The sequence below is a fragment of the Hymenobacter tenuis genome (assembly GCF_054780495.1).
Map to the genome: position 1 here is coordinate 79,581 of NZ_BAAGWF010000009.1, position 16,810 is coordinate 96,390.

Below are 16,810 nucleotides of genomic sequence, written 5' to 3' on the forward strand. Positions count from 1 at the left end.
CTATTGATAAGATAACTTAAGTTACAATACCTATAATAAATTGTAAATTAAATATGCTGCTTAGGGTTAAGGGCGTACCTCGTTTACTAGGTTTTGCTGCTGCTCAAAGGCCGTGATGTTCTGGAGGGTGGTGTGGGCAATGTTGCGCAGAGCATCGGCCGTGAAAAAGGCCTGGTGCCCGGTTATCAGCACGTTGTTGAACGACATCAGGCGCATAAACACGTCGTCCTGAATCACCTGCCCCGACAAATCCTCAAAGAACAGGTGGCTTTCTTCCTCATACACATCGAGTCCCAGGTACTTTATCTTCCCTGATTTCAACCCTTTAATAACCGCCTCGGCCTTGATGATGGCCCCGCGGCTGGTGTTAATGAGCATAACCCCGTCCTTCATTTTGGCAATGGATTCTTCATTGATAAGGTGGAAGGTTTGGGGTGTGAGCGGGCAGTGCAGGGAAATGATGTCGGATTGGGCGTAGAGGGAATCAAGGTCGGTTTGCTCCACGCCGATTTCGGTGGCTTCTGTACTAGGGTTGATATCGTAGCCAAGTACCCGGCAGCCAAACCCCTGCAGGATACGGGCGGTTACCAGCCCAATGGTGCCTAGCCCGATCAGGCCCACGGTGCGACCGTGCAAGTCAAAGCCCATCAGGCCGTTGAGCGCAAAGTTGCCTTCCCGTACGCGGTTGTAAGCCCGGTGCGTGTTGCGGTTCAGGGTCAGGATGAGGGCCAGGGTGTGCTCGGCCACGGCATAGGGCGAGTAGGCCGGCACCCGCACCACTTTCAGGCCCAGCTTCGCGGCCGCCTTCAGGTCTACGTTGTTGTAACCCGCGCACCGCAGCGCCACCAGCTTCACGCCTTCCTGGGCCAGCGTCTGGAGGACCGGCGCGCTTACGGCATCGTTTACAAACACGCACACGGCCTGCGCCCCCTGGGCCAGCGACGCGGTGGTTTCGTTCAGGGGCACGTCCAGGAACTGCAGCTGGTGCCCGGTTTCCTGATTAGCTTCCGTAAAGAACTGCCGGTCGTAGGGCTTGGTATTGAAAAAGCTGATGGTCATGGAGTTGGAATAATAAGAAGGGCCATGCGCGAGTTACGCCGGCCGGCCCCACTTCCGGCCGTGCACCTGCACAACAACCGGCGTGGGGCCAGAGGAATCTGATGCGGTAAGCTAGCAAATCGTGGGCGGCTAATCCTCGGCGGGCAGTACCAGCACCGGCACGGGGCTTTCCTGAATCAGCTGGGCCGTAACGCTGCGGTGAAACATGCTGCCGAGCAGGCTGTGGCGCCGGGCCACCACCACCAGCATATCGGCCTCCTGGCGCGCAACTTCCTGCAGAATCCCACCGGCCACATGCGGCTGATATACCTCGTGCAGGTGCGCTTCGGAAGGTGCCGTCACGAGGTCGTTGGCGGAAATGGTCCGGAGCACGGCGGCTTTATCGGCCCGCGGGTGCTCATCATCGGTCACGTGCACCACCTCGAGGGTACCACTTACGGCCGTAAGCAGGCGGCGCAGCACATCCTGGTGCGGAAATAAAGTAAACGGCTCGCCATCAACGGCCAGCATTAGCCGGGTTGGGGCAGCAAGGTCCCAGCCCACCGTGGGCACAATCAGCAAGGGGTACGGAGAGTGCCGCAGCAAATCCATGACGGTGCTGGTTACGACTTCGTCGGGCATTGAGGCCGAACCGGGCCGCCCCAGCACCAGCAGCAACGGATGATGCCGGGCCACGCTTTCCTGTATGGCCTCGGTCAGGAACTCATCCGATACATCAACTTCCGTGGGCACGGGTTGCTGGGCGGCCAGCTGCTGCAGCGAAGGCGAAGCGGCGGGTTGACCGGATTGCGCTTGCCGGCTGTAGTACTCCTCGGGCGAGAGCAACCCGTCGTGGCGCAGGTGCAGGAGCACCAGCTGGGCCTGGAGCGGTACTGCCAGGCCCGCCGCATACGATATGGCGTGGTTGGATACGGCAAAGAAATTCGTGAGAACAACAAGGGAAGTATTCATAGCGAAGCGGAAAAGAGTACCGGTGAAATCACGAGGGTAAGCAGCATGCCGAAAGCCACGGGAAGCCCAAAGTCCCCATGTGCTTATTATGGGCGCTTGGATTGCGGGCGACACTAGGTAGCATAGCACCGCCAACCGCATAGGCACCTAGGGCAGCCTAGCAGTACCCGACGAAAGGCCGCCGCCAAATGGCCCTTACGCCCGCTGGGGCCGCCGAATACCACGCCGGTACACCCCGGACAGGGCCAGGGCGGTCAGCAGCAGAATCGGGAACAGAAAAGCAAAAGGTAGCACGGCATCAAGGGGAAAAAGTACAGACCAGGAACAAGTCAGATATCTATATGAATATCGGCATATTTCGGGAGTAAGCCCCTGACAATGATTAACTTATTTGCTGATGTTTGTCATGTTGCAAGGTTTGCCCGCGGCTTTACTACCCCACCCGCGGCAGTGAACCGCTTGGGGTATCAGCTGGCCTCGTTGCGCAGTACTTCCAGGGGTGGGCGCGTGAGTACGTCGCGGCTGTTGAGCAGGCCAATGAGCACTGTGAGCACCATAGTAACCAGCGCCAACGCCAGCAGCGGCCCCGGGTTTGGAGCAAATGCCACCTCAAACACCCAGATGGCCAGCGCCCACGCTGCTACGCCCGCCAGCACCAGCCCGGCCAACGCGGCCAGAATCCCGAGCAGAGCATATTCCACCAGCGTAATAAACAGGATCTGGCGCCGACTGGCCCCTAGCGTGCGGAGCAGCACGCTTTCCTGCACCCGTTGGTAGCGGCTCACTACCACCGAGCTGACCAGCACCAGCAAACCCGTAGCCATACTGAACAAGGCCATAAACCGGATAACAAAGGAAATCTTGTCCAGAATGTCTTCCAGCGTTTTAAGAATCAGGCCCAGGTCAATGGCCGAGACGTTGGGAAAGCGCTGCACCAGCTCGCGTTGCACGGCGCCGAGCACGGTGTTGTTGGGTACCCGCGTGATAAGGGCAAAAAACTGCGGCGCGCCTTCCAGCACCCCCTGCGGAAACACCACCAGAAAGTTGGTTTGCACCTGGCTCCAGTCTACCAGGCGGGTTCCGCTCACGATGGTGTTCATGGGCACGCCCTGCACATTGAACGTAAGCGTATCGCCCAGCGTTAGTTTCAGCCGTTTGAAGTAGCCTTCCTCAATGGAAATGCGCGGAATGCCATCGGCCCCCAGCATGGGCAATATGCCGGTTTCCTGCTTTTCAGAGCTGATCAGCTTATTACGGTAGGTTACGCGGTACTCACGCCCAAAGGCCCACTTCGGCACGCCCCGGGTGCTGTCCTGGCGGAAAGCGGCTGCCGTCCGGCCATTGATAGCCGCCAGCCGCATTGTTACCACCGGTACCTGCTGGATCACGGGCAACTGCTGCCCCCGAACTAGCTGCTCCACCTGCTGGCGCTGCCCGGGCTGAATATCAAACAGCACCAGGTTGGGCTGCTGGCCTCCGCCGGCCACCTCAACCCGGCCCAGCAGCAAGCCCTGCAGCATATACAGGGTTGCCAGCAGAAATACCCCTAGCCCAATGGAAATGGTTAGGGTGATGGTCTGGTTATTAGGGCGATACAAATTCGCCAGCCCCTGCCGCCATACGTAGCTCCAGGAGGAAGGAAAGTATCGCCTCACCAGCAAGCGCAACAGGCTCCCTAGCCCTGCCAGCGCCGCAAAGGCCACCAGCAAGCCCCCGCTGAAACCAAGCGTAAGAAGTATGTCGCGGGTCTGGAGGTACGCAAAGCCAGTAATGAAAAGCACGATCAGGGCATACACGGCCAGCCGCAGCGGATCAGGGCGGGTGGTATCTTCCTCGTAGCTGGCGCGCAAGGTCCGAAGCGGCGAGATGCGCCGGATTTTCAGCAGCGGCAGCAATGCAAACAGCACAGCCACCAGCACACCTGTCAGGATACCCTGAGCCACGGCCGACCACGAAACGGCTACCTGCACATCCACGGGCAAAAAACCGGCAAAAACCCGGGGCAGCAGCACCTGCATGGCAGAGCCAAGCGCCGCGCCCACCACGGCCCCCACTAGCCCCATCAGGGCCGTTTGAAGCAGATAAATCAGGAGAGCCTGGCGGCCGCTGGCGCCCAGGCAGCGCAGCACGGCCACGGAGGCTACCTTTTCGCGCACGTACAAACTCACGGAGCTGGCCACGCCCACGCACCCCAGCAGCAAGGCCACAAACGCCACCAGGTTCAGGTAGCGGGTAAGGTCGTTGAAGGAGCGGCCGGTGCGCTTCTTGCGGCTGGCTACGGTATCGGTGTCAATATTGTCTTCATCGAAGCGCGCTTCCAGCGGCTTAATCAAACTCTCCACATCGGTGCCGGAAGTTAGCTGGTAATAGCGGCGGTACTGAATGCGGCTGCCGCGCTGCACTAGCCCGGTTTGGAGCAGAAAGGCACCCGGAATGAACACGGTGGGCGCCACCGCGGCACTTAGCCCCGACTGCCCCGGCGTTTTACGCACCCGCCCGGCAATCCGGAACGTGAGCTTACCTACTTTAATGGAGTCGCCGGGTTGGGCGTTGAACTGCAGGAGCAGGGCATCATCTACTAGGGCAACCTGCTGGCCCAACCCCGCGGCCTCCCGAAATGTGGCCAGCGCGGCAGCCGGTTCCAGCTCCCAGGTACCGTAGTACGGAAAGTTGCCCGTGAGGGCGCGCACCTGCGCCAGCCGCACGCCCTGCCCGCGGACGAACTGCACCAGCGAGCCAAACGACACCTCTTCGCTGCGCTCCGGACTCAGGGCATCGAGCCTTGCCTGAAGCTTGGCACCTAGCGGCTGCGTGGAGGACACCACCAAATCAGCCCCAACCAGCTCCCGGGCCTGCTCATCGATGCTGCGGGAAAGGTTGTCGCCAAACCCATTGATGCCCACCAGCGCCGCGATGCCCAGCACAATGGTAGATATAAACAGCACCAGGCGGGAGCGGCTGCGCCGGGAGTCGCGCCAGGCCATGCGCCACAGCCAGCCCATACCGGGCCGGGCCTGCGGAATTTCGGTGCTCATGACAGGGGGGCGGCCGCTGCCGTACGGGAAGCCTGCGAGTCGGAAATTACGGCCCCGCTCTTGATCCGGATGATGCGCTGGGTTTTGGCCGCCAGCTCCAGATCATGGGTAACTAACACCAGCGTGGTGCCAGCTTCGCGGTTGAGTTCAAACAGCAGCTCCACCACCCGGGCGCTGGTGTCGGAGTCGAGGTTGCCGGTGGGCTCATCGGCAAACAGTATTTTAGGCCGATTAGCAAAGGCCCGCGCCAGGGATACGCGCTGCTGCTCGCCCCCGGAAAGCTGAGTGGGGTAATGATGGCCGCGCCCGCCCAGGCCCACGCGTTCAAGCAAGGCCTTGGCAATGGGCTGGCCGCCCTTCACGCCGCGCAGCTCCAGGGGCACCAACACATTTTCCAGGGCGGTGAGGGTGGGCAGCAGCTGAAAGTTCTGGAAGATAAATCCCACGTTTTCGTTACGCACCGCCGCGCGCTGGTCTTCGCTGAGTTCATCGAGCCGGATGCCGTTCAGCCACACGCTGCCGGCCGTGGCCCGGTCGAGGCCGGCGCACAAACCCAGCAGCGTAGTTTTGCCGCTGCCGGAAGGACCCACAATGGAAAAGGTATCGGCGGGTTGCAGCTCGAAACTAACGGACTCCAGCACCGTGAGCGTCTGGCCGCCGCTGGTGTAGGATTTGGTGAGGTTTTCTACTTTCAGCATGAAATCAAAGAGTGTAACCAATTGGTTGGAAAGGCAGTCGTGTGAGCCGCCCGGGTGGCGCACCTGCTACGGCTACCTTAACAGACGCACTAGCCCCTGCCGTACTTTCTACCGTACGGCATAAAGCACAAGAAATAGATTCCGCATGAAAACAGTCTCGTTCCTACTTAGTTGCTGCCTGCTGCTGGCCCTGGGCGCCTGCGACTCCACCACCCAGCCCGCCACCGAAACAGCCGCCGCAGCCCCAGCCGTACCCGCAGCACCTACAGCACCGGCCGCAGCCAAGCCGGTACTGCTCTTTTTTGGAAACAGCCTCACGGCCGGCCTGGGGGTGGAACCGGAAGAAGCGTTTCCTGCTTTGATCGGGCAGAAGCTGGACTCCGCGGGCCTTACCTACACCGTAGTGAATGCGGGGCTGAGCGGCGAAACCACGGCCGGTGGCCGCAGCCGGGTAGGCTGGGTGTTGCGCAAGCCGGTAGCCGTGTTTGTTCTGGAGCTGGGCGGCAACGACGGCCTGCGCGGCGTGCCGCTTTCCGATACCCGCCAGAATCTGCAAGCCATTATTGATACCGTGCGCCGGCGCAGCCCCCAGGCCCGGATTGTGCTGGCCGGTATGCAGCTGCCGCCCAACCTAGGGGCTGAGTACGCCACGGAGTTTAAGCAGCTTTATCAGGAGTTGGCGCGCCAAAACAACCTGGTCCTGATTCCTTTTTTGCTGGAAGGAGTGGGCGGCGTGGCGCGCTTTAATCAGCCCGACGGCATCCACCCAACGCCCGCCGGCCACCGCATAGTAGCCCGCACCGTGTGGAAGGTATTGCAGCCCGTGTTGCAGAAGGCAGTGCCAGCCAGCTGATCCACAGCGCACTAGGCACTGTGGTGCCGCAAACCCCAGCGCCCGGGAGTTGCTAGGTTAACGCGGGAAGTAAACTGAGAAGGTAGAGCCGGTGCCCAGCTCGCTTTGCACCTGAATGTGGCCGCCCGCGTTTTCTATCATGCGCTTCACCATGTACAGGCCCACGCCGGAGCCCTCCACGTGCGTATGAAACCGCTGAAACATGCCAAAGAGCTGCCGCTCCCGGGATAAGTCCAGCCCTAGGCCGTTGTCCTGCACCTCCAGCACATAAAAGTCCGGCTCTACCCGGGCGCGCACCTGCACCTTCACGGAGCGGTCGGGGTGGTGGTACTTGAGGGCGTTGCTGAGCAGGTTATACACGACTGAGCGCAGGTTTTTCTCCGGGAACATTACCCGCGGCACTGCCCGTACATCCACGCTCATGCGCGCGCCCACTTCCTGCAGCAAAGGAGCCAAATCCAGGCGTACTTCTTCAATTACGTGGGCTAAGGGCACTTCGTACGCCGGCTGGTCGTGCTCCTTCTGCAGCTTCGAGACGTCGGTGAGGTGGTCGATGGTTTTTTTGAACCGCTCCACCGAGTCCTGCATCAAATCCAGGATATAGGAAACCTCACCGGCCTGACTTTGGGGCGGCATCTCGGCCTGCAGCGTGTGCAGCAGCCCCTCAATGTTGGTAATGGGGGCTTTCAGGTCGTGGGAGGCGGTGTAGATGAAGTTGTCGAGGTCGACGTTGGTGCGCGTCAGCTTTTCGTTGGTAGTACTTAAGGCGGTGGCCAGGGCGTGCGCCTGCTGGGCGCTGCTTTCGGCGGCGCGGCGGGCTTCTACCTGCTCCGTTACCTCAAAGGCAAACACCAACACGCCGTTTATCTGCTCCTGGTCGTCGTGGCGGGCCTGGTATACAAAGCTGAAATAGCGGTCTTCCAGCACGCCATCGAAGGGCCGTGCTATGGGCACCAGCATGGCCTGCTCCTCGTGGGTTTGGCCGGTGCGGTACACTTTCTGCAGCAGCCGCTCAATGTGGGTGCCGGCTATTTCGGGCATGGCTTCCAGAATAGGCATCCCCAGAAATGAGCGGCCGGGAATCAGCTGCTCATAGCCTGGGTTCACGAATTCATACACCAGATCAGGCCCATCAAGAATGCAGATGCCGGCCGGGGCCTGCATAAACAGGCTGTGCAGGCGCTGCTGCTGGGTTTCGCGCTGCTGGCGGGCTAGTACCTGCTCCGTGACATCGTGGGCAAATATGGAAACGCCGGCAACACTGCCTTCTTCCCGGTACGCTTGGTAGGTAAAGGTGAAGTACATGTGCTGGGGGGCGAGCCCATTGGAATGCTGCACGGTGAGTGGCAGCTCCGTCCCGAAAAACGTTTCGCCGGTATGATACACCCGGTCAATGAAAACGTCGAAGCCCTGTCCCACAATCTCGGGCAGCGCCACCGTCACGGGCAGGCCTAGCAGCTGGCGACCAGGGAACAGCTGTTGGTACGCCGCATTAATGTACTCAAACGTGTGCTCGGGGCCGCGCAGCAAGGCAATGCAAGCGGGCGTCTGCTCAAATACCTGATAAAATGTTTCCCGCTCCCGAGCCTGGCGCTGGGCCACTTCCAGCAATGCCTGTTGGGTTTGGGCCAGTTGGGCATGGTTAGCACGCAGTTCTTCGTTTGACGCCTGCAGTTCCCGGTTAAGCGTTTGTACCTGCTCGCGCGCCTCTACCTGATCAGTAATATCGGCTACTAGGCTGTAAAAGCCCATCACAGCGCCGTCACGCATATCGGGTACGTAGCTAGTTTGGATGTAGCGGACAAAATCCTGCCGATACGGCATCAGCGACGTGAAATCAAGCCGCTCTCCGGCCAGCGCCCGTTGCATGTAGCTTTGTATTTTCTGGTACGCCGCCTCCCCAATAACGGCGCGTACCTGCTGGCCGATTATCTGCTTGGCCGGAACATGAAACCAGGATTCATAGGCCTCATTAGCAAATTGATAGGTTTCGGACTGATCTATGTAACTGATCAGTACGGGTAAGGCATCGGTAAGCAACTGCAGCCGGCGCGTGGTGGCCTCGCTTATCTGGCGGGCCTGCTGCTGCTGCTGCTGGGCCACTACCTGCTCGGTTATCTCAAAGGCAAATACCAGAATGCCATCTATCTGGCCCTGCTCATTATAGCGTGCCTGCTGAATGTAGTTGAAGTACCGCTCCTCCAACACTCCATCAGTAGCCCTCAGCAGCGGAACCAGCATGCTCAGCTCCTGGTGGGTGTTACCCGTTTCATACACCTGCCGGAAGGTGCGGTACACCTCATGATGCTCCAGCTCCGGGAGGGCTTCGAGCAGGGGCTTGCCTAGCAGCTCCCGCCCCGGAAACAGCTGCTGATAGCCTGGGTTCACTAGCTCAAAAACCAGCGCAGAGCCATCGAGAATGCAAATGGCGGCAGGGGCTTGTAAAAACAGCTCTTCCAGCCGTTGGCGCTGCCGTTCCACTTGCTGCTGCACCTGCTCCAACGCCAGCGTGCGCTCCCGAACTTTGGCGTCCAGGCCTTGGGTAAGCTGCTGGAGCTGGTGTTGGGTGTGAATCAGCTCGGTATCCAGTTCCTGACGCTGAGTGTTGTTGGTTTTGAGGTTGCGGTTGGCCGTGTACAGCTCCTGGTTTAGATGCTGCACTTGTTGCTGGGCCTGCACCTGCTCCGTAACATTCACTACGTAGTGCAGAACAAGGAGAACCTTCCCCTGCTCATCACTAACCGGTACGTTGCGCGGCAGCCAGAATCGCTCTAAGAATGCTCCCGGATTGTCGTGATCCTGAACATCGTATCGTTGCAAAGGCATTTCGTGCGGCTGGCCCGTGCTCAGGACTTGGAGCAGAGAACTGCGCAAATTAGCTACTGCATTGGCCTCCGGCACCATGGGGTTATCCGGAAACGCCTCAAACATCGGACGACCCAGGAGCTGTTCGCGCCGGCTGGCGGTAGCTGCCAGGTAATCATTGGAAACGGCCTTAATAATAAGCTCTGGCGAAAGCAAAAGATACGCCCCGGGCAACACAGTGAATACCGACAACAGTGCTTGCAAATCAGACCCCGGGAAAGCAGAATTCATACGTGTTTGATACAGCGGGAATGGCTGGTATTGGGCAATTGCGCCTACAAAACGCGTCAAGAGAAAGGCCGCCTGCGTGCCAGGAGGAGGCCTCACCCACGAACCAGCTTTGAGACTGGGAAGATAGCAACACTTTTCGGGCCTGACAGCATACCACGGGGCACACCACGGGCCGCCATCCGGTGGCGGCGGGCCTATCAGGGTGCGTGACATGGCAGCGTGTGCCGGTTAGTGATGTGGCCCCAACGGCCGCCTGGCCCCCGAATAGGTTTAGGCTCCGCGGAGGGCTAGGCGTTGGTAGGAGCAGTGCGTTGCGCCACGCGCAGCCATTCCTGGGCACCTTCAATCTCATTGAACATGCGCATGTACAGGCGGCCGCCTACGCCCAGGTGCATGGCCTCCGCAGACGGAGCGGCCATGGAAGCCGGGTTTACTACATGCGCAAAGTGCGTAAGGCCCAGTCTACTGGCCCGCGGCGCCCAGTCCTGCACAATCCAGCTGACGGCGTGGTCCCAGGGGCCAATCACCTGGCGGTTGTCGTTGAGCAAATACGGACAGGAATGTTTTTGCACCAGCTCCAGGCACGCATCTGCGCCACTTACCACATCAGCATAGGTTTGGTAGCCAATCCAGTTATTATACACCCAGTGATGCCGCACGTCGTATTCGGAAGTGAAATACACTTTGCCGAAGCTATTGGTTAGTTGCGTAGCCATGGAAGCGTAGGGAAAGAGTACAAACGGTCCAAAAGCGGGGGAGCTTCGGCAAAAGTTGCGGCGCCTGCGGCCAAGCGGCCGACCGCGCCTTGATCAGGCTTCGTTTGCCAAGGTGATGGCGCAGGTCTGCCATAAGGAGGAGTGCACCAGCTGCCACATGTTGTCGCCTTCCAGAATATAGTCCTGGTCCCGGATGGACTGCTGCAACATCTTCAACTGTACTAGCCTAAACCGCTGGTTTAGGGAAAGGGGCTCTAGAAGCAACAGGCTCTCAATCGTGGAGGAAAGGATATCTAACAGGCGCTTCTTGCTGGCCACTGAGTTTGAGCGTTGGCGTAAGCCAGCCAATAACTGCTGGTTGTGCGCAAAGCGTGTTAAAATCTCACGAGTCATACTGGCAGGAAAGATAAAATGGTTGCAGTAAGACGAGACGGTTACTTCACGTAAGCAAAGTAGTCATTTCACACGTGAAAAGCACCCACACCCCAGGCAACACGCGCACCCGCTTGGTCCCTGACCATATCAGTTACTATAGTTTGCGGCTTTAACTGACCTAGTAAGTCCTATTGATATTATATCAACCCGTTGTATATCCGATCTATACGTAATTCGCTGGCACTGGATCAGCCCGCACCGTTCATCCGTTGCCATATTGAAATACTTCTATCACATGCCGCAAAATTCAAGGCTTGCTGACTAGGCATGCTGTAACCGGAAACCAACCGACCGCACCAATTTAGCACTATGCGTTGGTTGCTATGGGCTACAGAAGTTTGGGTAGAAATTGCCTGCGGAGCGCTGTGGCCATGGCCTGGCTCACGGAGGACTCACTAAGCAGCAGGTCAGTGTGAACCAGAAACGGGTCAACGCACTGCCCGTACGCCGCCGACAATGGTACATCGGAAAAGAAGGGGTTCAGTACTTCCACGTTGCCCTTGCTGTGCGCAATAAGCCCCATACGTTCCGCCAGGTTTGGCCGCGGCTGGCGGGTGTACAGGATATAGGCGGTTGGCGACCCGGGCTCCCCTAGCAACCGGCCGGCGGCCACTTCCCCACTCCACCAGCTGCCAGCCGGAAGGGCCTGGGGCTCCAGCATTTTGGTAGCCATGGCCGGGTCGCGCCAGCGGTAGCGTTGGGGGTTGAGGCGGTTGCGCAGGCTAGTAGCATACTGCTTCTGCCAGGCCTGGGCTAATTGCGGCAGGGAATCCAGCTGGTGCTGGTCATCCAGGTGCCACAGCCCTTGGTGCTGTAGGTTTAGAATAAAGCGCTCCACCAGGGCCAGCTTAATGCCCGAAATGGATGACAAAGCCTCGGCGGTGTGGGAATAAGGTTGGGGGCCGGTAATAAGCTGGAAGGCAAACCGCATCTGGGTGGCTACAATAGAAGCACTAACCGGCGCCGTTGCGGCGCGGTGGGGCGGGTTTCCTTGCAGATGCACCAGTACCTGGGGCTGCGCGCAACACAACCAGGCATTGCCAGCACTATCAGCATAGCAAATGCGGGCGGCCCGCAGCTGCTCGCCTACCTCCGCCGATACAAACTCCGTAACCAGTAACTGCCGAGGGTGCTGGTGGGCGTAACGGGCTATTTGCTGAGCAGACAGGCAGGAGCAGGCGCGCACGTGAAAGGCTATGCTGGGCTCCCAGAACCAGTGCTGCTCTACCTCTGAAGCTATATCAGCCGCTTCCTGTACTCGGATGGGAACGCCTAAGGTGTGCGCCAGCTTCTCCCGAACCTGCGTCAGGAGGGAAACCGTAGCCATAGGTAAAACAGATGGTGCCAAAGCTGCTGCGCGGTATCACTACCGGATTAGTATACAACAGAAAGGCCGGAGCTATCGCCAGCTCCGGCCTTTCCTCGAATAAGTGAGCTAGTAGGGAGCTTAGTAGGCCGTGTTCTGGGGGTCGAAGTTGGTCCAGCCCTGGGCCCAGTTGTCGGTGCCGTTAAAGGCCCCGCGGTAGCTTACCTTATCAAAGAAGTTGTCGGCGGCTTTGCCCGTAAACACAGCGCCGTTGAGCAGGGGTGAGGAGCTCGATAATAGGAAGCCCGGCGTACCTAAGGTGAAGGTGTTAGCGTTCAGCCCGAGGGTACCTAGCTCGGCATTGGGTACCACCATATTGTTTTTGCCGGCGCCGTTAAACCAGGTTTCCACATCGGCATCGGTGAAGGCGCCGGTGTTGTTGGCGGCGCGCAGCGGACGCGTGGTGTTGGCCAGCACTACCCCGTTCAAATCTAAGCCCCCGCCCTGCAGGTTGGTCCAGGTAGAGGCCCCGTCGAGGCGCAGGCCCTCAGGGTAGCCCACGAATACCGAGTTGTAGACGCTGGTCGACGTGTTGCGGCGCAAGTGCAGCGCCGACTGGAAGCTACCGCTACCCGACTGCTGGGAGGCCGGGGGCGTGCCGCCGGTAACCATGACACTGAAGTTGCTGAATACCGGGGCCGTCAGGGGCAGGCCGGCGTTATCGCCCGTGGCGGGCGTGCCGGGGTTGAAGTTGTCGGATTCAAAACCGTTCGAGCCCGATTGGTCAGCATACTGCGGGTCGCGCAAGGAGAGGCCGTACTGGAGTTTACCCGTGAAGCCGAAGTCGGTGTCGAAGTCATCATCGAAGCCGCGGTACGCTACCAGGTGCTTGGCATTCACGGTGCCGCCAAACCACTCATAGGAGTCATCACCCGAGTACGATACCTGCACGTAGTCAACCTTGGTGCCGCTGCCCACGCCGTACATGGTCAGGCCGTTGATTTCGCTGTTCGAGCCTGAGGAAAGCGGGATGCCAGCAAACTCAATGCGCACGTACTTCAGACTGCCCGAGTTATCTTCTTTGTTGGTGCCGCCAAACGTGCCCCCAATGCCGCCTTCCGGCTGCGTGCTCAACGACTGGTTGATGGGCGCCGAGCCAATCAGTACTACCCCGCCCCAGTCGCCATACCCGCGGCTGCCCGCGGCCTTGGCCGACGTGAAAACGATGGGGTTGCTTTGGGTTCCCTCGGCCATGATCTTGCCGCCCTTGTCAATGATCAGGGTGCCCTTGGTGGCCTGGTCGCCGAAGATTTTGGTGCCTGGCTCAATGGTGAGGGTAGCGCCGTTGCGCACATACACAAACCCCTGCAGCAAGTACTTCTCGTCGGCGCGCAGCGTCCGGTTGGCGGTGATGTCGCCGCTCAGAATTACCCGGCCCGCGTTATCGGTAGGGCCGCTGGGCTGCTGAATTTCAGGGGCGTTGTCGTTGTTGTCTTCGCAGCTGCTCAGCGAGGTGGCGGAAGCGGTAGCCAGCAAAGCCAGCAAAAACAAGTTGGAAATGCGTTTCATGAAAAGGAGATAGGGTGAAATGAGCGAAGGTTGAGGGCCAGCGAGGGGCTAGTCCGAGGAGCAGTTGGCTACCAGGTGAAAGTCAGGCCCAGCGTGGTGTTGGAGCCGCGGCGGAACGTGCGCACCGTCTGGTCGCCGCCGGAATACTTATCGTTGCGGTCAGTATCCTGAACTAGCTTCACGGGCTGGTTAAACACGTCCTGCCAGGCAGCGCGCAGCTCCCAGTGCTTGGCCAGGCGCTTGGTGGCTACCAGGTCTACCACGTTGCGGGGCGCTTCGTACACGGTGGGGTTTACTACCGTACCTACTGCGTAGATGCGCGGGCCAGCCACGTTGTAGAGGGCGCTGATTTGGGTGCCTTTTTCCTCGTTGGCATAATAGGCGCCCAGGTTTACGAGGTAGGGCGACTGGTTTTGCAGGGGGCGGCGGCGGGTTTGGGTGTCGCTTACATTCTGGGCTTCCACCCGGCCGCTGGCGTCGGGCACGTTTACCGTTTCGCCCAAGTCAATCTGGCTGAAGATGTAGGAGGCGTTGCCGACCAGCGAGAAGCGGCGCAGGAAAGCCGACTCGGAAAACGAGGCCAGGCTTTTGCGGATTTCAATTTCGGCGCCGTAGTTCTGGGCCGACTGCGTGTTCACAAAGGCGTAGCTGAGGCTGTTGGCACCGGTCGCCGTGGTCAGCAGATAGTTCTCGATGGGGTTGGTGAAGTGCTTGTAGAAGGCGCCCACCGTAATCTGCTCCCCGCTAGTGGGGTACATTTCCCAGCGCAGATCCAGGTTTTGCACGGTGGCCGTTTGCAGGGCGTAGTTGCCTTGGATATCCGCATTCAGGTTGAAGTCATAGAAGCGGAATGGCGCCAGCTCCCGGAACTCGGGCCGGTTGATGGTAGAGGCGTAGGCAGCGCGCACCAGCATCTGGTCGGTCAGGTTATACGAGACGTTCAGGGAAGGCATGGGGCTGAAAATCCGGCGTCCGCCATTGGTCAGGCCGCCACCGCGCAGCTCACTGGTTACCTGCTGGTCGTTGTATTCGCCGCGGAAACCAAGGGTACCCGTAAACTTGCCCAGGGGCAGGGTTAAGCTGGCGTAACCGGCTAGCAGCGTGTTGTTAGCCGCGTAGGAGTCGTTGGGGTCCGTGCCTTCTTCCAGGGTAAAGCTCCCGTCGCGGCCGGTCAGGTTTTCGGGGGCAAATACCTGCTCCACGGGCAGCGTCCGCGTTACGCTGGTATTGCCCACGCTGCCGTACCCGAAGAATCGGGCACTGAAGTCACGGTCTTTGCGCTCAGCGTAAAGGCCGGCTTTCAGCTTGATACCGCCTTCCTTGTTAGTAGAGTCGCGGGTAATTTGCTGCACCACATTCAGGGCCACCGTACCTACGCGCTCATTGAGCTTGGAGAAGTAACGGCCCGACTCCGTGAGGCTAGGGTCATTGGGCGTCGAAACCCCGAAAGGTGCCGGCTGGCCGTCGCCGTTCATGGCGCCGATGGGGCGGATGTAGCGCACCCGGCGCCAGTCGGGCTCGGTGCGGTGGGTGTTCGAGAAGCCGCCTACCCAGTTCACAGAGGTTTTGTCGTTGGCTAGCTCGTGGTTACCGAGCAACTGGCCCGAGTAAATGCTGCGGCTCTCGAAACGCTGCGAGTAGGCCCGCACATCGTTGCTGGTTTGGGTGATGTCCTGGCCTTCGCGCACTACCGTTTCAGCGGTGCCTAGCTGATTGAACAGGTTTTTGAATTCCAGGGTGCTCCGGCCGTTCAGCCGCAGCCAGAAGTTCTGCACCAGCCCGAGGCGAACTTCATTGCCGTACACCCGGTCGTTGTAGTAGGAGGCCAGCTGGTTGCGGTCGGCGCCGTTTTCGTAGAAGCTCAGGCGGGCATCCGTGGCCTGCTTGTAGTTGCCATAGTTCACGCTAGTCAGGGTGCCTACCTGCTTTTCGCCCAGCTCAAAGCGGCGGCCCATGTTGAACGACAGGCGCAGATCAGGCGCGGCCTGCAGGGATTTCACGCCCCAGCGGTTGGGCAGCTGGCGGGCGTAGGCCGCCCGCATCGCGCTGGAGTACTCATCACTGAGACGGGCTGGCCAGTTATTAGGAATGGTGCGCTTGCCGCTGTCAAAGCCGAGCCAGTCGTATTTGCCGCCTTCTGCTTGCTGCACTTGCTGGCCGGTGGTGCCGCTGCGGTAGCCGCTGAGCACGCTTAGGTTGGTGAAGTTTTCCTCGGGGGCCCGCTTGGTGTATACTTTGATTACGCCGCCGGCAAAGTCGCCGGGCAGTTCGGCGGAGCCCGATTTGAAAATCAGCATCCGGTCGATAACGTTGCTCGGAATCATATCGAAGGCAAAGGCCCGCGTATCTACTTCTGAGCTAGGCGTGAGCACATCATTAAGCATCACGGCATTGTAGCGCTGGGTAAGGCCGCGCACCAGCACAAAGCGGTTGTCCTGAATGGATACGCCGGGTACGCGCCGGGCAATTTGGGCCGCGTCCCGGTCCTGGGAGCGCACAATCTGCTCGGCCGATACGCCAACTGCTACCAGCTGGGCATTCCGTACTTCCGATATAACGGCAACTTCGGTATTGGTCCGGCGCTGGGCCGTAATGACTACCTCGCCAAGGGCGGCGGAAGCATCGGCCAGGCTGGTGTTGATGACCACTACTTTGCCAGCCTCAACCTGTAAGGAGGGCAGGCTTTTCGACTCGTACGAAACCGAGCTGATGCGGAGCGTGTGGGTACCGGTAGGTACCTTGGCCAGGGCAAACGTGCCATCAAGGTCGGTGGAGGCCCCAATGGTGGTGCCCACTACCCCTACGCTGGCCCCAATAATGGGCTCTTTGGTTTTTTGATCGAGGACCGTACCGCGGATGGTGCCGGTGGCGGCTTGCCCAAGAGCGGTTAGGCTGCTCACGAGCCCTAGTAAAACCAGGAAAATCTGAAGCTGTAAACGTGCGACTGACATAGTAGAGAAGTATGCCGCAAAGCTCCTCTTCTGCTATGTCCTTAAGTTGTAGGAATCGTTATGTAATTGTTGCCTTCATAGAAAAAGCAGTATACCGAGATATTGTCAAGTCAACTCTTGTGTACACACACTTGCTGCTTT

The 16,810-nt window shown here is 59.4% G+C and carries 11 protein-coding genes; 1 reads left to right on the forward strand and 10 read right to left on the reverse strand.

Annotated elements, in window-relative coordinates:
- Window positions 1-66 precede the first annotated feature (66 nt).
- The 4 genes from ACYVGU_RS21095 to ACYVGU_RS21110 form a co-directional block, all read right to left on the reverse strand.
- Complete coding sequence (locus ACYVGU_RS21095; protein WP_460623708.1) at window positions 67-1,059, reverse strand: 2-hydroxyacid dehydrogenase; 993 nt, start codon at window positions 1,057-1,059, stop codon at window positions 67-69.
- A 129-nt stretch (window positions 1,060-1,188) separates the two neighbouring features.
- Window positions 1,189-2,010 (reverse strand): universal stress protein, encoded by an 822-nt coding sequence (locus tag ACYVGU_RS21100; protein WP_460623709.1) that lies wholly within the window; start codon window positions 2,008-2,010, stop codon window positions 1,189-1,191.
- Between the two features lie 467 nt (window positions 2,011-2,477).
- Window positions 2,478-5,045, reverse strand: coding sequence for an ABC transporter permease (locus ACYVGU_RS21105; protein ID WP_460623710.1), 2,568 nt, complete (start codon window positions 5,043-5,045; stop codon window positions 2,478-2,480).
- Entirely contained in the window at window positions 5,042-5,743 is a 702-nt protein-coding gene (locus ACYVGU_RS21110) for an ABC transporter ATP-binding protein (protein WP_460623711.1), read from the reverse strand. The genes ACYVGU_RS21105 and ACYVGU_RS21110 overlap by 4 nt, the downstream gene beginning before the upstream one ends.
- 145 nt (window positions 5,744-5,888) lie before the next feature.
- On the opposite strand from ACYVGU_RS21110, the gene ACYVGU_RS21115 reads away from it, so the two are divergent.
- A complete protein-coding gene (locus ACYVGU_RS21115; RefSeq protein WP_460623713.1) occupies window positions 5,889-6,596 on the forward strand; it encodes an arylesterase in 708 nt (235 codons plus the stop codon).
- Window positions 6,597-6,653: 57 nt separating this feature from the next.
- On the opposite strand, the gene ACYVGU_RS21120 is transcribed toward ACYVGU_RS21115, so the two are convergent.
- The 6 genes from ACYVGU_RS21120 to ACYVGU_RS21145 form a co-directional block, all read right to left on the reverse strand.
- Complete coding sequence (locus tag ACYVGU_RS21120) at window positions 6,654-9,692, reverse strand: PAS domain-containing protein (protein ID WP_460623714.1); 3,039 nt, start codon at window positions 9,690-9,692, stop codon at window positions 6,654-6,656.
- A 287-nt stretch (window positions 9,693-9,979) separates the two neighbouring features.
- Window positions 9,980-10,408 carry a hypothetical protein gene (locus ACYVGU_RS21125; RefSeq protein ID WP_460623716.1) on the reverse strand — a complete coding sequence of 143 codons (429 nt, stop codon included), beginning with the start codon at window positions 10,406-10,408 and terminating at the stop codon, window positions 9,980-9,982.
- A gap of 93 nt (window positions 10,409-10,501) precedes the next feature.
- On the reverse strand, window positions 10,502-10,801 hold the full coding sequence (locus tag ACYVGU_RS21130) for a hypothetical protein (protein WP_460623717.1): 300 nt from the start codon (window positions 10,799-10,801) through the stop codon (window positions 10,502-10,504).
- Window positions 10,802-11,171: 370 nt separating this feature from the next.
- Window positions 11,172-12,170 carry a type IV toxin-antitoxin system AbiEi family antitoxin gene (locus tag ACYVGU_RS21135; RefSeq protein WP_460623718.1) on the reverse strand — a complete coding sequence of 333 codons (999 nt, stop codon included), beginning with the start codon at window positions 12,168-12,170 and terminating at the stop codon, window positions 11,172-11,174.
- Window positions 12,171-12,290: 120 nt separating this feature from the next.
- Window positions 12,291-13,718 carry an IPT/TIG domain-containing protein gene (locus ACYVGU_RS21140; protein WP_460623719.1) on the reverse strand — a complete coding sequence of 476 codons (1,428 nt, stop codon included), beginning with the start codon at window positions 13,716-13,718 and terminating at the stop codon, window positions 12,291-12,293.
- A 68-nt stretch (window positions 13,719-13,786) separates the two neighbouring features.
- Entirely contained in the window at window positions 13,787-16,669 is a 2,883-nt protein-coding gene (locus ACYVGU_RS21145; RefSeq protein ID WP_460623720.1) for a TonB-dependent receptor, read from the reverse strand.
- Window positions 16,670-16,810 lie beyond the last annotated feature (141 nt).

Excerpts from the sequence above, each read along its gene's own strand:
- ACYVGU_RS21095 (WP_460623708.1), bottom strand. The coding sequence starts at position 1,059 with ATGACCATCAGCTTTTTCAATACCAAGCCCTACGACCGGCAGTTCTTT.
- ACYVGU_RS21100 (WP_460623709.1), bottom strand. The coding sequence starts at position 2,010 with ATGAATACTTCCCTTGTTGTTCTCACGAATTTCTTTGCCGTATCCAAC.
- ACYVGU_RS21105 (WP_460623710.1), bottom strand. The coding sequence starts at position 5,045 with ATGAGCACCGAAATTCCGCAGGCCCGGCCCGGTATGGGCTGGCTGTGG.
- ACYVGU_RS21110 (WP_460623711.1), bottom strand. The coding sequence starts at position 5,743 with ATGCTGAAAGTAGAAAACCTCACCAAATCCTACACCAGCGGCGGCCAG.
- ACYVGU_RS21115 (WP_460623713.1), top strand. The coding sequence starts at position 5,889 with ATGAAAACAGTCTCGTTCCTACTTAGTTGCTGCCTGCTGCTGGCCCTG.
- ACYVGU_RS21120 (WP_460623714.1), bottom strand. The coding sequence starts at position 9,692 with ATGAATTCTGCTTTCCCGGGGTCTGATTTGCAAGCACTGTTGTCGGTA.
- ACYVGU_RS21125 (WP_460623716.1), bottom strand. The coding sequence starts at position 10,408 with ATGGCTACGCAACTAACCAATAGCTTCGGCAAAGTGTATTTCACTTCC.
- ACYVGU_RS21130 (WP_460623717.1), bottom strand. The coding sequence starts at position 10,801 with ATGACTCGTGAGATTTTAACACGCTTTGCGCACAACCAGCAGTTATTG.
- ACYVGU_RS21135 (WP_460623718.1), bottom strand. The coding sequence starts at position 12,170 with ATGGCTACGGTTTCCCTCCTGACGCAGGTTCGGGAGAAGCTGGCGCAC.
- ACYVGU_RS21140 (WP_460623719.1), bottom strand. The coding sequence starts at position 13,718 with ATGAAACGCATTTCCAACTTGTTTTTGCTGGCTTTGCTGGCTACCGCT.
- ACYVGU_RS21145 (WP_460623720.1), bottom strand. The coding sequence starts at position 16,669 with ATGTCAGTCGCACGTTTACAGCTTCAGATTTTCCTGGTTTTACTAGGG.